Source organism: Lentzea sp. NPDC058436, from assembly GCF_042721515.1.
Lineage (GTDB): Bacteria > Actinomycetota > Actinomycetes > Mycobacteriales > Pseudonocardiaceae > Lentzea.
On record NZ_JBHXLF010000003.1, the window covers coordinates 368,765 to 386,674 of the forward strand.

Genomic DNA, 17,910 nt, shown 5'->3' on the forward strand with positions numbered 1-17,910 from the left:
TGGCCAGCTTTGTGCAACAACATTTGGCTCACACATCTGTGTCATCGCCCAACTACCTCACTAGTCATCGGATGACTTCTGCGGTTGACTCCGTTCCGCCGCCGCCACGGCACGGAGGGACGAACAGTGACAGAGCTGTCGCGTAGAACCTTTTTGTACGGGACGGGCGCGGCCGTGGGGGCCTCCGCACTCGGGGCGGGCACCGCCGTGGCCGCACCCGAGACATCGGGTCACAGCGTGCACCGGGACGTCGTCAGGGACGCTCGTGTGGAATGGCGGCGGCTTCCGGCGAATTGGGGCGATAGTCCCTTTCTCGCCAACGGTTTCCTCGGCGTGCAGGTGTACGCGGGACGCACCGCGAACGAGCTGAAACTCATGCTCAGCCACTCCGAGGTGCAGGACCAGCGCGACCACTGGGAGGCCGCGGTCGGCCTGTCCCGGCTGCCGATCGGGTACCTGACCCTGCAGTTCGCCGGCGCGATCACCGCCGTCGACTGGACGCTGGACCTGTGGAACGCCGAGCTCACGGGCTCGGTGACGACAACTCAGGGCGCGGCCGCGTTCACGATGCTCGTGCACAACTCGCGCAGCACGTTCCTCGCCTCGGCCAAAGGTGACGTGACCTGGGGTTTCCAGCCGCTGGAGTCGTCGACGACCCGTCAGATCCGCAGGCCTTCCGACTACACGGCCAACCCCGCGCCGACCCTGGGCACCGCCGGCGGCGTCTCCTACGCCGCACAACCGCTGCTCGCGGGCGGTGGATACACAACGGCCTGGCAGACCCGCAACGGCCGGTTCGCGGCCCACGTGGCGTACACACACCCTGCGGACACGCACACGTCTGACGCGATCCGCGAGGTGCGTGAGGCGCTCGCGATCCCGTTCGAGGTGCTGACGCTGCAGCATCGTCGCTGGTGGAACGCCTACTACTCGAAGTCGCTGATCTCGGTGCCGGACAAGCTCGTGCAGCGCTTCTACTGGTTGCAGCTCTACAAGATGGCGGCGGCGACACGGGCCGACGCGCCCGTGATCTCCGAGTGGGGCCCGTGGTTCCCCGAGCAGGGAAACAGCTGGACGGCCGTGTGGTGGAACCTCAACGTCCAGATCTCGTACCCGCTGGTGAACGGCTCGAACCACCACGAGCTGGACGCGGTGACGACGACGTTGAAGCGGTTCGAGCACAACCTCGAACTCAACGTGAACCCCGCCTACCGCGACGGGAACTCGTACGCGATCTGCCACCCCGGCGACCGCACGCTGCGGTCGGGACCCCGCTACTGCGGGGTTCCGGGCGTCGCGCCGAACGACCATACGGGCAATCTTCTGTGGGCCTGTCACAACGTCTGGCTGGGCTACCGGCACACGATGGACCGCAAGATCCTGTCCGACGTCCTGTTCCCCATCCTGACGAAGGCGGTCAACTACTACGCGCGGTTCCTCGTCGAGGGAACGGACGGCAGGCTCCATCTGCCCGAGACGCGCTCACCGGAGTACGCGAACGCCACGGACACGACGTACGACCTCTCGCTGATCCGCTGGGGTGTGCGCACGCTGCTCTCCATCGAGGAGAACGCGCGTTGGCGCGATATCGCCAATCGGCTCGTGCCGTACGCACAGGGCCCGGACGGCGTGCTGATCGGCCGCGACGTCGCCCTGAACGACTCCCATCGCCACTTCTCGCACATGCTGTGGTTCTACCCGTTGCGCGAACTGACGTACGACATGCCGGAGCACCGCGCGCTCATCGACAGGACGTTCGACCACTGGGTCTCGCGGCGGGAGGCGTGGGCCGGCTACAGCTACGGCGCCGCGTCCGCGATGGCGTCGGCGATGGGCCGCCCGGAGGAGGCGCTGCGGTTCCTGCGCTACTTCCTCGACCGCAACCAGGTCGGTTCGAACGCCGTGCTCACCGAGAACACCTTCTACCGCGAAGGCGGCAACCTCGCGATCGAGTCGCCGCTGATGTCCGCCCAGGCCGTGCTGGAGATGATGGTCCAGTCGCACAACGGCGTCGTGCGCGTCTTCCCGTCGGTTTCGTCCACTTGGGCCGATGCCTCCATCTCGTCGTTGCGCACGCAAGGAGCGTTCCTTGTGGACGCTTCGCGCTCGTCCGGCCGCACCGACTGGGTGAGGGTGTTTTCCGAGGCGGGCTCGCCTTTGTTGCTGGAGCACGGAATCACGGGCGACATCGACGTCCGCGACACGTGGGGCCGCCGCCTGGACCACAAAATCCGTGGCACAGCCGTCGAAATCCCGCTTCGACGAGGTCAGAGCGCCGTCATCTCCCGCCGCGGCACACGCCCCGACGTCTCAGCACGTGATGTGAAAGCCAACGGCTCGTCAGCGCGCTGGGGTCTGCCGTAACGTCCAAATTCGAACATGAGGACGTGCGTGGCAACGAGTGGGGTGTGCGCGGTGGATCTTCAGCACTGGCTCAACGAGGCGCTGGCCAACCACGAGAAGTGGACGGCCGACTACGGCACCTTCACACCCCACTCGTCCCTGCAGGTCGACCCGGCCCTCTTCGGCTCGGCACTGGCCGAACTGCAGGACCGCCTCCGTGACAACTACCCGTTCTTCCACCCGCGCTACGCGGGCCAGATGCTCAAGCCGCCGCACCCGGCGGCCGTCGTGGGCTACCTGTCCGCGATGCTGATCAACCCGAACAACCACGCCCTCGACGGCGGCCCGGCCACAGCGGCGATGGAACGCGAGGTCGTCTCGGACCTCGCCACCATGTTCGGCTACGGCGACCAGCACCTCGGCCACCTCACCTCCAGCGGCACGATCGCGAACCTGGAGGCCCTCTTCGTAGCCCGTTCGCTCCACCCGACCCGTGGCGTCGCCTACTCCTCCGAGGCGCACTACACGCACTCACGCATGTGCAACGTCCTCGGCATCGAGGGTTTCCCTGTAGCCGTGGACGGCCTCGGCCGCATGGACCTGGACGCCCTGGAAGACCTCCTCCGCACCGGCAAAGTCGGCACGGTCGTGGTGACCCCGGGAACTACCGCTTTGGGTGCCATCGAACCGGTGCATCTCGTTCTGGACGTAGCACGCCGCTACGACGCACGGGTGCACGTGGACGCCGCATACGGCGGCTTCTTCACCCTGCTCGCAGGCACCGACCTGGCCCCAGAGCCGTGGGAGGCCATCGGCTCGTGCGACTCCGTGGTGGTGGACCCGCACAAGCACGGCCTACAGCCCTACGGCTGCGGCGCGGTCCTGTTCCGAGACGCCTCCGTGGGCCGCTTCTACCTGCACGACTCCCCGTACACGTACTTCACGTCCGACGAGATGCACCTGGGCGAGATCAGCCTGGAATGCTCCCGGGCCGGCGCGGCGGCAGCGGGCTTGTGGCTGACCCTCCGCCTGCTCCCGCTGACCCGCGAAGGCCTCGGCGAAGTCCTGGCGACCGGCCGACGCACGGCCGTCCGGTGGGCGTCGATGATCCGGGAGTCGGAGGCGCTGGAGCTCTACCAGGAGCCGGAGCTGGACATCGTCACGTACTTCCCGCGCACCGACCCGCTGACGCTCTCCGCCGTGGACGCGGCCTCGCACCGCGTGATGGACACCGGCATGAACGCGCCCGTCGACCCGATCTTCCTGAGCGTGGCGCGGGCCTCGAAGTCGGCCTTCAGCGCACGGCACCCGGAGGTGACGGCCGATGCGGACGGCGCTCGGGTGCTGCGGAGCGTTCTGATGAAGCCGGAGTCCGAGGACTACCTGGACACGCTCCACGCGCGGGTGCTCAGCCTGCTCTGAGCGTGCGGCGGGGCAGGTAGGGCGAGGCGGGGTGCGGGGGGCGACCACCCCGCGAAGCCGAAGGCGAGCCGTCCCTGCACAACGGCCAACGGCGAAGCCGAAGCACCCCTGCCACCAACCCAAGCCACCCGCACAAGCCGACCCGAACAGCCGAAACGGCCTGGTCAGCCCACCACCCTCTGCCCACCCAGACCCGAACCGAACGCCAAATTGGGCGACTCACCCCCGGTGAGTCGCCCACGGACCACGCGCCAACCTCAGCCGTGCTTGGCCCGACGCCCGGACCGCCGAGGCGGCAACGGCGTGTCGCCGCGCAGATCCAGCCGGCGCTGCTCGCCGTTGGCCTCCAGGTGCGTCACCATCCGGCGCAGCATCTCGGCCAGCGACTGAGCCTCCGACGACTCCAGCGGGTCGGAGACGAACACCTCTTCCTCGTTGAACTTGGGGAAGAGGTCGGCCATCAGCTCTTCACCCTCAGGGGTGAGTCGCAGCACTGCCAGCCGTCCGTCGGTCGGGTGCCCGAGGCGCTCCAGCAGGCCCCGTGACTGCAGCGTCTTGGCGACGCCGGTCAGGGTGCCCTTGGAGATCCCGGCCTCCTCGGCCACGTAGCGCGTCTCCATCTCGCCCCAGATCCACACGACCCAGAGCACGACGAAGCCGGTCCAGGTCAGATCGCTGGTGCGCAGCACCGAGTTCTCGAGGTGCTGGCGGATCGCGGTGGCGGCGCGGTGGATGTTCGACACCGCCGCCATCTGCTCGCGATGCAGCGGCACCGCACCGAGCTTCGCCTGGACGGCTTTCTCGGTCTCGGCAATCGTGTGGTGACCAGACAACTCAAAGTCTCCCGTGCTCGAGCTCAGGTGTTCCCGGCACAATACTTGCGGTTCCGAACTATGTCTGTGATGTGGTGCGAGTCGATCCGCAACCTCTTTGATCACGATCCCACATCGTGCATGATCTCGTGACGGTCGTCACCCGTCCAGTTACGGACTGTTGCCCAGTGGTGGACGATGAGTGTGGAGCACCCCGACTGGGACCAATGACGGTCTTCGCTCCACGGACGGGTCGATAGCGTTTGCCCCACAACGTTATCCCCTCCGCGTCAGCGACACACAGTGCCGGAAAGGTAGTTCGACGTGGCCGGAGAACAGGTGACACGGGAACTCGCGGCAAGACTCGGCGAGGACGGGATCGACGTGGTGCGCGTCGTCTTCCCCGACCTCCTCGGCACCGATCGGGGCCGTGACGTCCTCGTAGAGCACCTACCTGCGGTTACTCAGCGCGGTCTGTCGTTCTGCCGTGCTGTCTACAGCACGACGCCGGGCGGCAAGACCACCGAGAACGGGGGTGTGCTCGACGCCGGGCTGCCGGACGTGATCGTGGTCCCGGACCTCGACACGCTGCTCCCGATCCCGTGGGAGCCAGGCGTGGCGTGGTGCATCGGCGACGCGGTGAGCCCCGCCGACGAAAGACCGGTGGACGAATCGCCGCGGCAGGTGCTTCGGAGGGCGCTGGAAATATTCGACGCCACCGGGCTGTCCCCCGTGATCGGTCCCGAGCTGGAATATTTTCTCTGCGAACCCGACGAAGATCGCCCGAACGGGTGGCGGCCGTACTGCGACGAGCCGGGCAACGTGTACGCGACTGGTCGCCGCGGCGATTCCGACGGTCATCTGTTGAGAACTCTTCGCACGCTCAGCAGCGCGGGTCTCCAAACGACCGGCGGCAACCACGAGTACGCCGGCGGGCAGTTCGAGATCAACCTCGTCCACTCGCCGGCGATGGACGCCGCCGATCGCGCGTTCCGTTTCAAGACGAGCGTCAAGGAGCTCGCGCGGCGCGAGGGCCGGATGGCCACCTTCATGGCCAAGCCGTTCAACGACGGCGGCGGCAGCGGGTTCCACCTGCACCTGTCGTGCCACGAGAAGGACGGCCGCAACGCGTTCCAGGCGGCGGGCACGTCGAGCGGCCTGTCCGACGAGGCGCGCTGGGCCATCGGGGGGATTCTCAAGCACGCCCCGGCACTGGCCGCGCTGCTCAACCCCACGGTCAACTCCTACAAGCGGTTCGGGCCGGACTCGCTCGCGCCGTGGCTGATCGACTGGGGCCTCGACAACCGCAGCGCGATGCTCCGGGTGCCTGCCGAACGCGGTGACACGACCCGGCTCGAACTGCGGCTCGGCGACGCGAGCGCGAACCCCTACCTCGGCATCGCGGGCCTCATCGCCGCCACCTACCTGGGCATGCGCGACCAGATCGAGCCGCCGCGGCCGTCCGCCGGGTACGGCTACGACCCGTCCAAGGCCCCGACGCTGCCCGCCACGCTGCCGGACGCCCTCGCCTACCTGGAGGAGGACACGGCGATGGTCGACGTGCTGGGCAAGGACTTCGTGCGGTCCTATGTGGACTTCAAGTGGGAGGAGGTGGCCCGGTTCCAGCGGTTCGTGACCGACTGGGAGTTCACCGAATACGCGTACCACCTATAGTTCACCTGCGATGACTGCACTCACGGACCGGCTCACCTCGATCGCCGACGAAGACGAACTGTTCGACGCTTTCTCCCACTGGGCGACCGAGCGCGGCCTGGCGCTGTACCCGGCGCAGGAGGAAGCGGTCATCGAGCTCGTCTCGGGGGCCAACGTCATCCTCAGCACCCCCACGGGGTCGGGCAAGAGCCTGGTGGCCATCGGCGCGCACCTCGTCGCGATGGCGGGCAACCAGCGCAGCTTCTACACCGCGCCGATCAAGGCGCTGGTCTCGGAGAAGTTCTTCGCGCTGTGCGAGGTCTTCGGGCCGGAGAACGTCGGCATGATGACCGGCGACGCCTCGGTCAACGACCAGGCGCCCATCATCTGCTGCACCGCGGAGATCCTCGCGAACATCGCGCTGCGCGACGGCCACACGGCCGACGTGGGCCAGGTCGTGATGGACGAGTTCCACTTCTACAGCGAGCCCGACCGCGGCTGGGCCTGGCAGGTGCCGATCGTCGAGCTGCCGCAGGCCCAGTTCCTGCTGATGTCGGCGACGCTGGGCGACGTCTCGTTCTTCGAGAAGGACCTGACGCGCCGCACCGGCAGGCCGACGGCGGTGGTCCGTTCGGCGCAGCGCCCGGTGCCGCTGAACTTCCAGTACGTCACCACGCCGTTGCACGAGACGATCGAAGACCTGCTGCACGGCCGTGAGGCGCCGATCTACGTCGTGCACTTCACGCAGGCCGCGGCTCTGGAGCGCGCGCAGTCGCTGATGAGCGTCAACGTCGCGACGAAGGCCGAGAAGGAGGAGATCGCCTCCACGATCGGCAACTTCCGCTTCTCCTCCGGGTTCGGCAAGACCCTGTCGCGGCTGGTCCGGCACGGCATCGGCGTGCACCACGCCGGCATGCTGCCGAAGTACCGCCGCCTGGTCGAGCAGCTCGCGCAGGCGGGTCTGCTGAAGGTCATCTGCGGCACGGACACCCTCGGCGTCGGCATCAACGTGCCGATCCGCACGGTCGTGTTCACCGCTCTCTCGAAGTACGACGGCACCCGCACACGCATCCTCAAGGCCCGTGAGTTCCACCAGATCGCCGGGCGGGCGGGCCGCGCGGGCTACGACACGGTCGGCACGGTCGTCGTGCAGGCGCCCGAGCACGAGGTCGAGAACATCAAGGCGCTCGCGAAGGCGGGCGACGACCCGAAGAAGCGCCGCAAGGTCGTGCGCAAGAAGGCCCCCGACGGGTTCGTGTCGTGGGGCGAGTCGACGTTCGAACGGCTCGTCGGCGCCGAGCCCGAGCCGCTGACGTCGTCGTTCCAGGTCTCGCACGCGATGCTGCTGAACGTGATCGGCCGGCCTCTCGGTGGCGCGTTCCAGGCGATGCGGCACCTGCTGGAGGACAACCACGAGGACCGCCCGAAGCAGCTCCGGCACATCAAGCGCGCCCTGGCGATGTACAAGGCGCTGGTCGCGGCCGGTGTCGTGGAACGCGACGGCGACGACTTCCGCCTCACGATGGACCTGCAGTTCAACTTCGCGCTGAACCAGCCGCTGTCGCCGTTCGCGCTGGCCGCGATCGAGCTGCTCGACCGCGAGGCGCCGGGCTACGAGCTCGACGTGCTGTCGGTGATCGAGTCGATCCTGGACGACCCGAGGCAGATCCTGGGCGCGCAGGAGCACAAGGCGCGCGGCGAGGCGATCGGCGCGATGAAGGCCGACGGCATCGAGTACGACCAGCGCATGGAGCTGCTGGACGAGGTCACGTACCCGAAGCCGCTCAACGAGCTGCTGGAAGCCGCGTTCTTCACCTACCGCCGCGGCCACCCGTGGGTCGGCGACTACCACCTGTCCCCCAAGGCCGTCGTGCGCGACATGTACGAGCGCGCGATGACGTTCTCGGAGTACGTGGCGTTCTACGGCCTGGCGCGTTCCGAGGGCCTCGTGCTGCGGTACCTGGCCGACGCGTACAAGGCGCTGTCGCAGACGGTGCCGGACGAGGCGAAGACCGAGGAGCTGCAGGACCTGATCTCGTGGCTCGGCGAGCTCGTCCGCCAGGTCGACTCGTCGCTGATCGACGAGTGGGAGAAGCTCACCAACCCGGACGCGCCCGAGCAGGAGGTCCGCGTCGACCTGCCGCCCGCCGTCACCCGCAACGTCCGCGCGTTCCGCGTGCTGGTCCGCAACGCGCTGTTCCGCCGCGTGGAGCTGGCAGCGAAGCGCGACTGGTACTCCCTGGGCGAGCTCGACCACGAGTCGGGCTGGACGGCCAAGGAGTGGATGGACGCGCTGGAGCCGTACTTCGAGGAGCACTCGGACCTCGGCGCGGGCCCGAACGCGCGCGGCCCGGCGTTCCTGATCATCAACGTCGAGCGCGAGCGCTGGGTGTGCCGGCAGATCTTCGAGGACCCGGCCGGGGACAAGGACTGGGGCTTCAACGCCGAGGTCGACCTGGCCGCGTCCGACGAGCTGGGCGAGGCGGTCGTGACGATCACGGACGTCGGGCGGCTCTGAGCCAGGCCCTGGCCTCCTCCAGCCCGAGATCGCTCCACCGCGCGAGGTCGCAGGCAGCCCTGCGGCGGACGTGCCACGGCGCGCTCTCGTCTCTGAGGACGTCTCGCGCGGTGACCGCGGCCGGTTCCCGGTAGTCGCGCCGCAACGCGAGCATGGCCTCGGCGGCCCTGATCCGCACCAGCGGCGTGCCCGTCTCGGTCATGGCTCGCAATGCTCGAGCGCCTTCCTCCGGCTCGAACTCTCCCAACATCTGGTGCAGCCTGATCTGCTGCGGCTTCAGGCTCCGAAGGAACCTCACGATCTCAGCACGCAGGTCAGGCCTGGTCCTGCCCACGACGGTCGCGGCCTCTGCTCGAGCCGTCACAGGCAGTCTTTCGTCTCCCATGAGGTGACGCAGCACGGCAACCCCGCGCTCACGGCCCTTCGCCCCAAATCGGGTTAGCTCCTCTCCCGCCCGCCACCGCAATGCCGCCCTGATCCCGGCGTCACGAGCAATCGCCTCCAGCACTCCCGCAGCCTCCGCTCGGTCTATTAAGTCGTACTCACGTAAGCGTTTCGCCGCGCTCCAGCGAGTTGCCGGTCGCGCATCCCCCAACATCATTCGTAATGTACCGATCTCACCTCGCGCGTCGGCTCGTTCCATCCGCTGCTCTGCCGAACGCGGTTCAATCGTCCATTCGAAGCGCGAGGCCTGCCAGCGTTCGCGCCAAGGCTTGGTCTCATCATCAGCGATCGCCCTCGCTGCAGCTCGTACCCGGCTGCTCGAGCGATGGCCGAGCTGGGCCAATTCCTCTTGCGCACACCAGCCCATGCCGTTCAACAGCACTGCGGCCTCGTCTACGAACTTCGACGACAACTGGGCGAGCGCTGCCGCTGCTGCTACTCGATCGCGATTAGTGCTTTCCGGAGCTGCGAGAACATCACGGATCACAGCTTCCGTCTCATGCCGCAACGGCTGAAACCCAGCAATATCCAGAGCTGGCAAACGTTGTTTTATCGGAATCGAGCGATCGGCGAGCATCGTCCGCTGCTCAGTCAACCTCCCTTTGCGCTCCCGATATTGCAGCGCGGACCGCCTCTCCTCAGGTCCGCATTCCGGATCATGTGCGATCGCCTGAGCCAGCGAGTCAATGGTGACTGTGGGCTGATATGCCGTGTCACGCAGATACGGAAGTGCAGAAGCCCGTTCGGCTGCAGTCAGTTCAGGGTTCGTCGCTACCTTGAGCCACAGCTCCAGCACGGCCGAGGTCACCATTAGGTCGAGCGACCGGACGCACCCCGCCGACGCACAGCGATCGGAAATGGCCGCGGTCCGTTCGTCCCACACCAGCTGTTGGTGCTCGATCACTCTGGCGAGTTGATCGCTACCGCTCTTGGCGAGCGTCACCACTGCAAACACACGGACCCGGTGATCGAGATACTCGTCATCAACAAGCCGCACAAGCGTCTCCACGACCTCACCTCGACCAAGATGAATCAAAGCACCGATGGCTCGTACCCTATGCCTAACTCGAACGTCCATGTCACGCGCTATCTCATACAACGATGAAGCAGGATCGGCCCCCAACTCCGCTAGAGTGCTCAGCGCCGAATTCCACGATAGAGTTCGATCCCGGTGGTCGCAGATCAACACTTCTGCCGCCTGGCCTGCAAGTTCTGGCTGCAAAGAAGCGAGCAGGACCGCAGCGTCGATGCGTATGTGGGGATGGACTGCTTCATCTAGCAGGGTCGCGCGAAGCACGACGGCAAGTTCAGACCCTTGTAACCCCAGCAGCGTCTGTATCGCCTTCGCAGCGTTCACCACAACGGCGGGAGTGCTGCGAGCCGACAAAATCACGGACCGAAGCACCGCCACGATCTCTGCCTTGAACATGGCCGCGACATCAGTGAAGTCCCTGATCCGCGCACTCAGGTTCGTCTGTGATATGGCGTCGCTCTCGATCAGCCTGATCAGGCCGTTCACCGCGACTCGATGAAAGGGCTGGCCGAGCAGGACTAGGTTGGCAGCCGCAGATCCACGCCAGCGTTCGTCCCGTTTGCTGTCCAAGAGTGTCTTCGACAGGATCTCTCCCGCCGATTTCACATCGTTAATCAATGATGTAGTGATCAACTGGATCGGCTCAGAGTTATCCTCACCTCCACTCTCCATCAGGTCAACCAACACGGCCGCTGCGGATGCGCGGTAACGCGTATCCAAGCTGGCGAGCTTTCGCCAAGCAGACACCATCATCGAGAGACTGAACCGCTGGGCCGCATGCTCGCGTAGGCGGCCAATAATCTCATTGTGGCACTCCGGGCCGAGTTCGACAAGCTGGAATGCCGCTTGATCGCGACGACTCAGGTCTATGCCCTCATCCGCGAGAGTCTTCCTCAGTTCAGCGACCGCTCGTGATCGAAACGGCTCTCCGCGCGTAGCCAGATAACCGAGAGCGCTCTCACGTTCCCAACTTCCCGCATGCCGATCGGCCAGCGCCTCGCAAAGTCGGATGAGGTGGCCTGTCGCCTCATGCTGATAATCCGGTCCCAGTCCGCTCAACTCTCTGGCCGCCCAGTAAGTCGCGTTGGCGGAGGCCATCGGATCATTGAGCGCCCTACGCAGCAGCGACGCCGCCTGCTTGCGATACTTCCACCCACATCGCTTGAGAAAGTCACCGTACCTCCAGAGGTAGTTCGGTGCGATGCTGGATTGGTTTGCCAGCTGCAAGATCCACCTCGCCGCCAACGCCTGATGAGATGGCCCCAAGTCAGCTAGTACAGCGGCTGTGGCGACCCTTTCCCACTGGGGCGACCACGCCTCAGTGACGCGACTGGTGAGCGCGACCACCCCTACGGCGACATGTGTCGCCCCAAGCGCGCAGAGAGTCTCGACCGCCATTTGAGGCGACGCCGTCCCGTACCAGAAGGAATGGGTCTTCAGAAACTCGACGACAACTTCGGCACAACGGCCCGCGTGCTCCATAGTGATCTCTACTAGACCGTTGGCAGCCGCCACCTGCTGATGCGGAGAGGCTTCAGGATCGTTGAGGGTCGCCAGGAGAACTGACGCCGCATGAACGCGCGCCTGTCCGCCCAAGGCTGCCATAACCAATGCCGCATCGCGGTGTTCAAAGGGTTTCGCGAACGGATCCGCGAGAATCGCACGCAGGGCGGTCTCAGCCGCTGACCGATGTACTTCGCCACATTCGGACAGTGCTTCGGCAGCGACGAGACGGCGCGCCGTCTCGCCCTCCACATCACTGACCACGGTGTTCAGCAGCGCGAGACCCGCCTGTTCGTGGCGGCCGCGCAACCGGGTGGCCAGGGCGGCGGCTGCCTCGGCCCGGCTCGTCCAGGGAGCCCGCGGATCGTTCATGAGGTCCGCCAGCCAGTCCGGCAAGCCGGGGTGGTGGGTGGCGCGGCTGGCGCCCGCGAGGATGTCGTAGGCGTTGTAGTGCGTGGTCATGGCCCAGCCGCGGGCGGTGGCGAGGAAGGTCTCGACCACGCCCGGAGAGGCAGGCAGGTGGCCTGCCAGCAGGCGGGCGGCCAGGAGGTGTTGTTCGGAGTCGCCCGCGTCGAGGGTGCGGAGGAGCTCGTCGGCCTGGGACGGGTGCAGGCGGCCGTAGTGGAGCAGGACGCGGCGGGCGTGGCGGCCGTGTTCTCGTGGGCGGGCCGCGTGCAGGAGGTGGGCGAAGTCGTTGTGCTCTGCGGAGAAAGCAGTGGGGAGGCTGCGGGCCTTGGCTGTGGCGGCAAGGTGGTCGGCGAAGCTGTGGTGCAGGAACTGGACGTCGTCGGCGCGCAGGGTGAAGGGGCCCACCGCGGTCAGGAAGCGGACCAGGTCGTCCTGCCAGTCGCCTGGGACGTGCTGCGTCGCCCACGAGCGCGCGGCGTCCAGGAGCGACGTGTCGGCGTCGACCCGGACGAGGCCGAGGTGTTCGAACAGGGGCTCGCGGTGGGCGTCGAGCGGGCTCGGGTGGCGTTGGTGGCCTGCTCGCAGATACCTGAGGTAGGCCTCGTAGAGCTCGTACTGGTTGTCGGGCAACGGGTGTGCTCGCCGTTGCTCGAAGATGATCGCCGCGATGGTGGCCAGCAGGGGGACGCGCACCAGTTCGTCGAGATAGGCCTTGCGGATCTGGCGCAGGAAGTTCGCGGCGGCGTCGCCGTCCTCGGAGAACCAGCTCTCCGCGAACGTGCGCAGCGCCTCCTCGTCGAACGGCTGCAACTCGTAGCGCATGGCGCCGATGCGTTGCAGTGGCGCCAGAACGCCGCCTTCGATCGGACGCGTGGTCAGGACGATGCGGTAGACGTCGCCGGAGGCCGCCCAGCCGGCGAGCGCGTGCACCAGGTCGTCGCGGTCGGCGGGCGAGGTGACCTCGTCCAGGCCGTCGACGAGGAGCAGCCAGCGGCAGCCGGAGACGCGGTCCTCGAAGTGCGTCGAGTCGATCGCGTACTTGAGCCGCAGGTTGTACTCGGCCCGCACGCTCGCGGCCAGTGCCTCCGCGAACGGGGAGTCCAGGCGTGCGGCCAGTTCTCGCGCGGTCAGGCGCAGCGGCACCACGCGTTCGGTCGTCTGTTCCGTCCCGCCGCCCGACCAGCCGAGCGCCAGGTCGGCGGCGAGCCTCAGGGTCAGGGTGGACTTGCCCTGGCCTGGACCTCCGGTGATGACGAGGTGGTCGTCGGACTCCAGTGCTTCGCGCACTGTTCGCGACGGTGGCCGCACCGACGTCCGCACGCGCGGGGTCGTGGACACGTCGACGAGCTGGCCGTGACCGTCGACCATCGGCCGCGGTCTGGCGTCGCCGGACGTGAGCTCGTCGCCACCGGTGCCGAGGTCCTGCCGCACGTAGACGGTGGACAGCGACGGCGTTCGCGCGCCACGCAGTTGATACGGCAGCTGCTCGGCCATCAGCACGTGGGCTCGCATCAGGGAGTCGATCTCGACCGGTGCGGCACGGCGGGTGGTGCCGCCCACGTGCAGGTCACCGTGGACCTCGCCCACCTGGACGACGTTGGCCGCTTCGCCCACCCGAGCGATGTTGGTGACGTCGCCGTCCCGCTCCGCGGTCATGCCCGGACCTCCCGCAGCACTCGTTCGGCCTCGAAGGTCTGGTCACGGTACCTGCAAGCGGGCTCCGCGTGGCCGATGTCGCGCACCGCCACCAGAACCGGGATCGATCCCTTGGAATCGTCGGATCTCTTCGCACGAACCCGAACGACCCCGGACTGGACGCGATCGCCGGCTTCCCACTTCGAACTGTGGCGAAAGTGTCAATTCGCGCAGGGAGAGGTCGTCTGACGGACAACTCGGCGATGGGATTGCCGCGACGCGTAGGCGTTCGGATTCGACCTGATACTTCGAGCACCACCCCTGTTCACCAGGCGTGGAGGAGTTGCGGGCATCGGCAAACCGCTGTGGCAGCTCGAACCGACGCGCAATTCGACCTGCAGTCACACACGCAGACCAGTTGAGACGACACCAACTGAGACGGAATGTGCAATCGATTGATCGCGGGGCTCCGTTGGGGGCAAAATCATTGCACTGGGCCACAGTGGTCGGGATATGGTGATGCCCAGTGGCTGAAATGCCTGGCGCAGCCCGTCTGGAGGAGTGAAGTGGACCCGGCACTGGACGCCTTGCGCGACCGGCTGGCGGAGATCGTCGCGTCGCCGCCGGACAACACCGAGGAGCTCGTGGACACGCTGAGCGGTCTCGCCAAGCTCTCGAACCAGTGGTCTGAGGCCATCGGGGCGCTGCGTGCGCCGACCCGCAGACTGGTCGGCTCAGCCGCCGCCGCCTCCGTGAGCGTCGCCGCCCGTCGTGCCGAGGAGTCGTTCATCGAGCTGGAGATCACTCTCGGTGACGCGCTGGCCGCCCAGCCTCGCGCGATCCGGCAGTCCTGACACCCGATCGGAGGGTTCCGGCACCTCCTCCGCCTGGCGGATGATGCGGCCAATCGGGTTCACGGGCGGGAGGGGGTGCTGGTCGTGTGCACGCCCCGCAACCGGACCCCCGCAGCGGGTCACCCTCCGTGAGCGGGCATGATCGCGTATCCGACGCCCTCGGCTCACCAGGCGCGCGCTGACCGAGCGTGGTCCACTCGCTCCACGTGAGGATCGGCCGCACACAGTTTGGACTCGATCTCGAATGACCTCAGGTCTGCCCTGCCCCATCTGCGAGGGGCCGGATCGACGTGGCAGCCTCGAACGCTCCCTGCGGGTGCTCGCCGTCGACGACGAGGCGCCGGCGCTGGAAGACCTCGTGTACCTGTTGCGCTCCGATCCGCGCATCGCCCACGTGGAAGCGGTCACCGACGCCACCAAGGCGCTGCGGGTGCTGCACCGCGCGATGGACGCCGGTCAGCCGTTGGACGCCGTGTTCCTCGACATCCGCATGCCAGGGCTCGACGGTCTCGACCTCGCCCGCGTGCTGTCTCGGTTCGCGCAGCCGCCGCCCATCGTGTTCGTGACGGCGCACCAGCAGCCCGCCGTGGAGGCGTTCGAGCTCAAGGCTCTCGACTACCTCCTCAAGCCCGTCCGCCAGGAGCGGCTGGCCGAATCCGTGCACCGCATCGTGCACGAGGTCTGGGACTCGAAGACCGCCGCCGAACCCACCGCCCCGGTGCCCGCGCAGCCCGCGAACGCCACGCCGCCGGAGATGGGTGACGAGGTCATCCCCGTCGAGCTCGGTGGCGTCACGCGCTTCATCCGCCTCGCCGACATCCGGTACGTGGAGGCGCACGGCGACTACGCCCGCCTGCACACCGCGACCGGCAGCGGCCTGGTCCGCGCCGCGTTGAACGGTCTTGAGGAGCGCTGGCGCAGCGCGGGGTTCGTCCGCATCCACCGCAGCCACCTGGTGTCGCTGGGCCACATCGACGAGCTGCGCCTGGAGGAAGGGCATCTGAGCGTCACGATCGGCGGCACGGTGCTGCCGGTCAGCCGCCGGCACGCGCGGCACCTGCGGCAACTGCTCGTCCGGCGTGCGCGGCCCACGCCCGTCACCGGCGCCCTGCAACCGAGGAACGGGCTCGGGTCGTGACGACGTCACCACCTCCCAGGCCGGACCCCAAGCCGACCCAGCGCGTGGTGGTGACGAGCCCGCGCACGCGGGCTCCCCGTGCGCGCCGCCCCTACTCGGGCACGCGCGAGATCAACGAGCAGAGCGAACTCGGCGCCGTCTACATGCGTACGCTGATCCGGGCGCAGCGGCGGCTCGGCCTGTCCGTGTGCCTGGTGGCGTGCGGCGCGCTGGCCATGCTGCCGCTGCTGTTCGCGATCGAGCCCGAGCTCGGCAAGTTCCGGATCCTCGGGCTCGGTCTGCCGTGGTTCCTGCTGTGCGTGGCGACGTGCCCGATGCTGCTGCTGGCCGGCTGGTTCTACGTGCGGCAGGCGGAGCGCAGTGAGCGCGAGTTCGCGGAGCTGGTCGAACGTCCATGACGAGTGGTTATGCCATCGTGGCGGTGGTGGTCGTCGTACTGGGCACGATCCTGGTCGGTGCGTACGGACTGCGCGTCTCCCGCACCACGTCCGACTTCTACGTCGCCTCGCGCACCGTTTCGCCGTGGTGGAACGCGTCGGCGATCGGCGGCGAGTACCTGTCGGCGGCGTCGTTTGTCGGCATCGCCGGGCTGATCTTCGCCTACGGGCCGGACATGCTGTGGTTCCCCGTCGGCTACACCGCCGGGTACCTGGTGCTGCTGACGATGGTCGCGGCGCCGTTGCGGCGTTCCGGTGCCTACACGCTGCCGGACTTCGCCGAGGCGCGCTTCCGTTCGCGGGGGGTGCGCGCGGTCGCGTCGATCCTGGCGCTGGCGATCGGCTGGCTGTACCTGTTGCCGCAGCTGGAAGGCGCCGGCCTGACGCTGAACACGGTGACAGGCGCGCCGGACTGGGTGGGCGCGCTGATCGTGACGGCGGTCGTGACGGCGAACGTGATGTCGGGCGGCATGCGGTCGATCACGTTCGTGCAGGCGTTCCAGTACTGGCTCAAGCTCACCGCCATCACCGTGCCGATCGTGTTCCTGGTGATCGTGTGGCAGGTGCACGGCGCCGAGTCGCTGACGAAGCCGGAGTTCCCGGCGTTCCGGCAGGACACCGAGGTCTCGTTCCAGCGCCAGACGACGATCCACGTCGAGAAGTCCGTGCTGGTCAAGGGATCCGGCTCGGTCGACGGCGTGCAGGTCGGTGACACGGGCCTGGTGCTGACCGAGGGCTACCACCGCATCGCGCAGGGCGCGGAGCTCACGTTCCCGAAGGACGCGCCGGTCCCGCATCTGTCCACAATGGCGCACAACACCAACGAGATGTGGTCGCTGCCGATGTCGAGCGGCGCGGACTTCCCGTTGTACGGCGCGTACTCGCTCATCATCGCGACGTTCCTGGGCACCATGGGCCTGCCGCACGTGATCGTGCGCTTCTACACCAACCCGAACGGCACGGCCGCGCGCCGCACGACGTTGATCGTGCTGGGCCTGCTGGCCTTCTTCTACCTGATGCCGCCGATCTACGGCGCGCTCGGCCGCGTCTACACGCCCGAGCTGCTGATGACAGGCCAGACCGACGCCGTGGTGCTCGTGCTGCCGACGCGGATGATCGACGGCGTCGGCGGCGAACTGCTCGGCGCCCTGGTGGCGGGCGGCGCGTTCGCGGCGTTCCTGTCCACGTCGTCGGGTCTGGTGGTGTCGCTCGCGGGTGTGCTGTCGCAGGACGTGCTGCGGCTGGGCGGGGTGCGCGGCTTCCGGTTCTCCACGGTGCTGGCGGGTCTCGTGCCGCTGGCGATGACGTTCGTCTCCACCGGCATGCCGGTGGCGGACATGGTCGGCCTGGCGTTCGCCGTCGCCGCGTCGTCGTTGTGCCCGTTGCTGATGCTGGGGATCTGGTCGAGCCGCATCACGACGGTCGGCGCCATCGCGGGCATGCTCGCGGGCGGCGTGCCGGCCCTGACCGCGGGCCTCGTGACGATGTTCGCCGACACCGGCGACGCCTGGTACCAGATCCTGCTCTCCCGCCCCGCCGCGTGGACGGTCCCGCTCGGCTTCACGGTGATGTACGTGGTCTCGCTGCTCACCCAACGGCACGTGCCGCCGGGAGTGCAGCGCACGATGGTCAAGCTCCACGCGCCCGAGAACCTCGGGCTGGACGGCTCCGGTTCCTCGTCGGACGACCGAAGCTAGAAGGTGACGCGCT

10 protein-coding genes are annotated in these 17,910 nt (G+C 67.6%); 8 read left to right on the forward strand and 2 right to left on the reverse strand.

The features are described 5' to 3' along the window. Window positions 1-333: 333 nt before the first annotated feature. Window positions 334-2,364, forward strand: coding sequence for a glycoside hydrolase family 95-like protein (locus ACFWN2_RS15535; RefSeq protein WP_382428036.1), 2,031 nt, complete (start codon window positions 334-336; stop codon window positions 2,362-2,364). Between the two features lie 51 nt (window positions 2,365-2,415). Beyond that, a complete protein-coding gene (locus tag ACFWN2_RS15540; protein WP_382428037.1) occupies window positions 2,416-3,765 on the forward strand; it encodes a pyridoxal phosphate-dependent decarboxylase family protein in 1,350 nt (449 codons plus the stop codon). 257 nt (window positions 3,766-4,022) lie between these two features. Here ACFWN2_RS15540 and ACFWN2_RS15545 read toward each other — a convergent pair whose 3' ends face one another. After that, complete coding sequence (locus ACFWN2_RS15545; RefSeq protein WP_030474059.1) at window positions 4,023-4,598, reverse strand: MarR family winged helix-turn-helix transcriptional regulator; 576 nt, start codon at window positions 4,596-4,598, stop codon at window positions 4,023-4,025. Between the two features lie 303 nt (window positions 4,599-4,901). On the opposite strand from ACFWN2_RS15545, the gene ACFWN2_RS15550 reads away from it, so the two are divergent. Together ACFWN2_RS15550 and ACFWN2_RS15555 are read left to right on the forward strand one after the other, a co-directional pair. Beyond that, window positions 4,902-6,251, forward strand: a complete 1,350-nt coding sequence (locus ACFWN2_RS15550) for a glutamine synthetase family protein (protein ID WP_382428038.1) — start codon at window positions 4,902-4,904, stop codon at window positions 6,249-6,251. Between the two features lie 10 nt (window positions 6,252-6,261). Continuing rightward, window positions 6,262-8,748 carry a DEAD/DEAH box helicase gene (locus ACFWN2_RS15555; protein ID WP_382428039.1) on the forward strand — a complete coding sequence of 829 codons (2,487 nt, stop codon included), beginning with the start codon at window positions 6,262-6,264 and terminating at the stop codon, window positions 8,746-8,748. Here ACFWN2_RS15555 and ACFWN2_RS15560 read toward each other — a convergent pair. Then, entirely contained in the window at window positions 8,726-13,792 is a 5,067-nt protein-coding gene (locus tag ACFWN2_RS15560; protein ID WP_382428040.1) for an NACHT domain-containing protein, read from the reverse strand. The two genes, ACFWN2_RS15555 and ACFWN2_RS15560, sit on opposite strands and share 23 nt — an antisense overlap. Before the next feature lie 545 nt (window positions 13,793-14,337). Here ACFWN2_RS15560 and ACFWN2_RS15565 point away from each other — a divergent pair. From ACFWN2_RS15565 to ACFWN2_RS15580, 4 genes are all read left to right on the forward strand, one after another. Further along, entirely contained in the window at window positions 14,338-14,625 is a 288-nt protein-coding gene (locus ACFWN2_RS15565) for a hypothetical protein (protein WP_382428041.1), read from the forward strand. A gap of 244 nt (window positions 14,626-14,869) precedes the next feature. Further along, window positions 14,870-15,763 (forward strand): LytR/AlgR family response regulator transcription factor, encoded by an 894-nt coding sequence (locus ACFWN2_RS15570; protein WP_382428042.1) that lies wholly within the window; start codon window positions 14,870-14,872, stop codon window positions 15,761-15,763. Continuing rightward, window positions 15,760-16,161, forward strand: a complete 402-nt coding sequence (locus ACFWN2_RS15575) for a hypothetical protein (protein ID WP_382428043.1) — start codon at window positions 15,760-15,762, stop codon at window positions 16,159-16,161. The genes ACFWN2_RS15570 and ACFWN2_RS15575 overlap by 4 nt, the downstream gene beginning before the upstream one ends. After that, complete coding sequence (locus ACFWN2_RS15580; protein WP_382428044.1) at window positions 16,158-17,897, forward strand: cation acetate symporter; 1,740 nt, start codon at window positions 16,158-16,160, stop codon at window positions 17,895-17,897. Before ACFWN2_RS15575 ends, ACFWN2_RS15580 begins: the two co-directional genes overlap by 4 nt. Window positions 17,898-17,910: the final 13 nt, after the last annotated feature.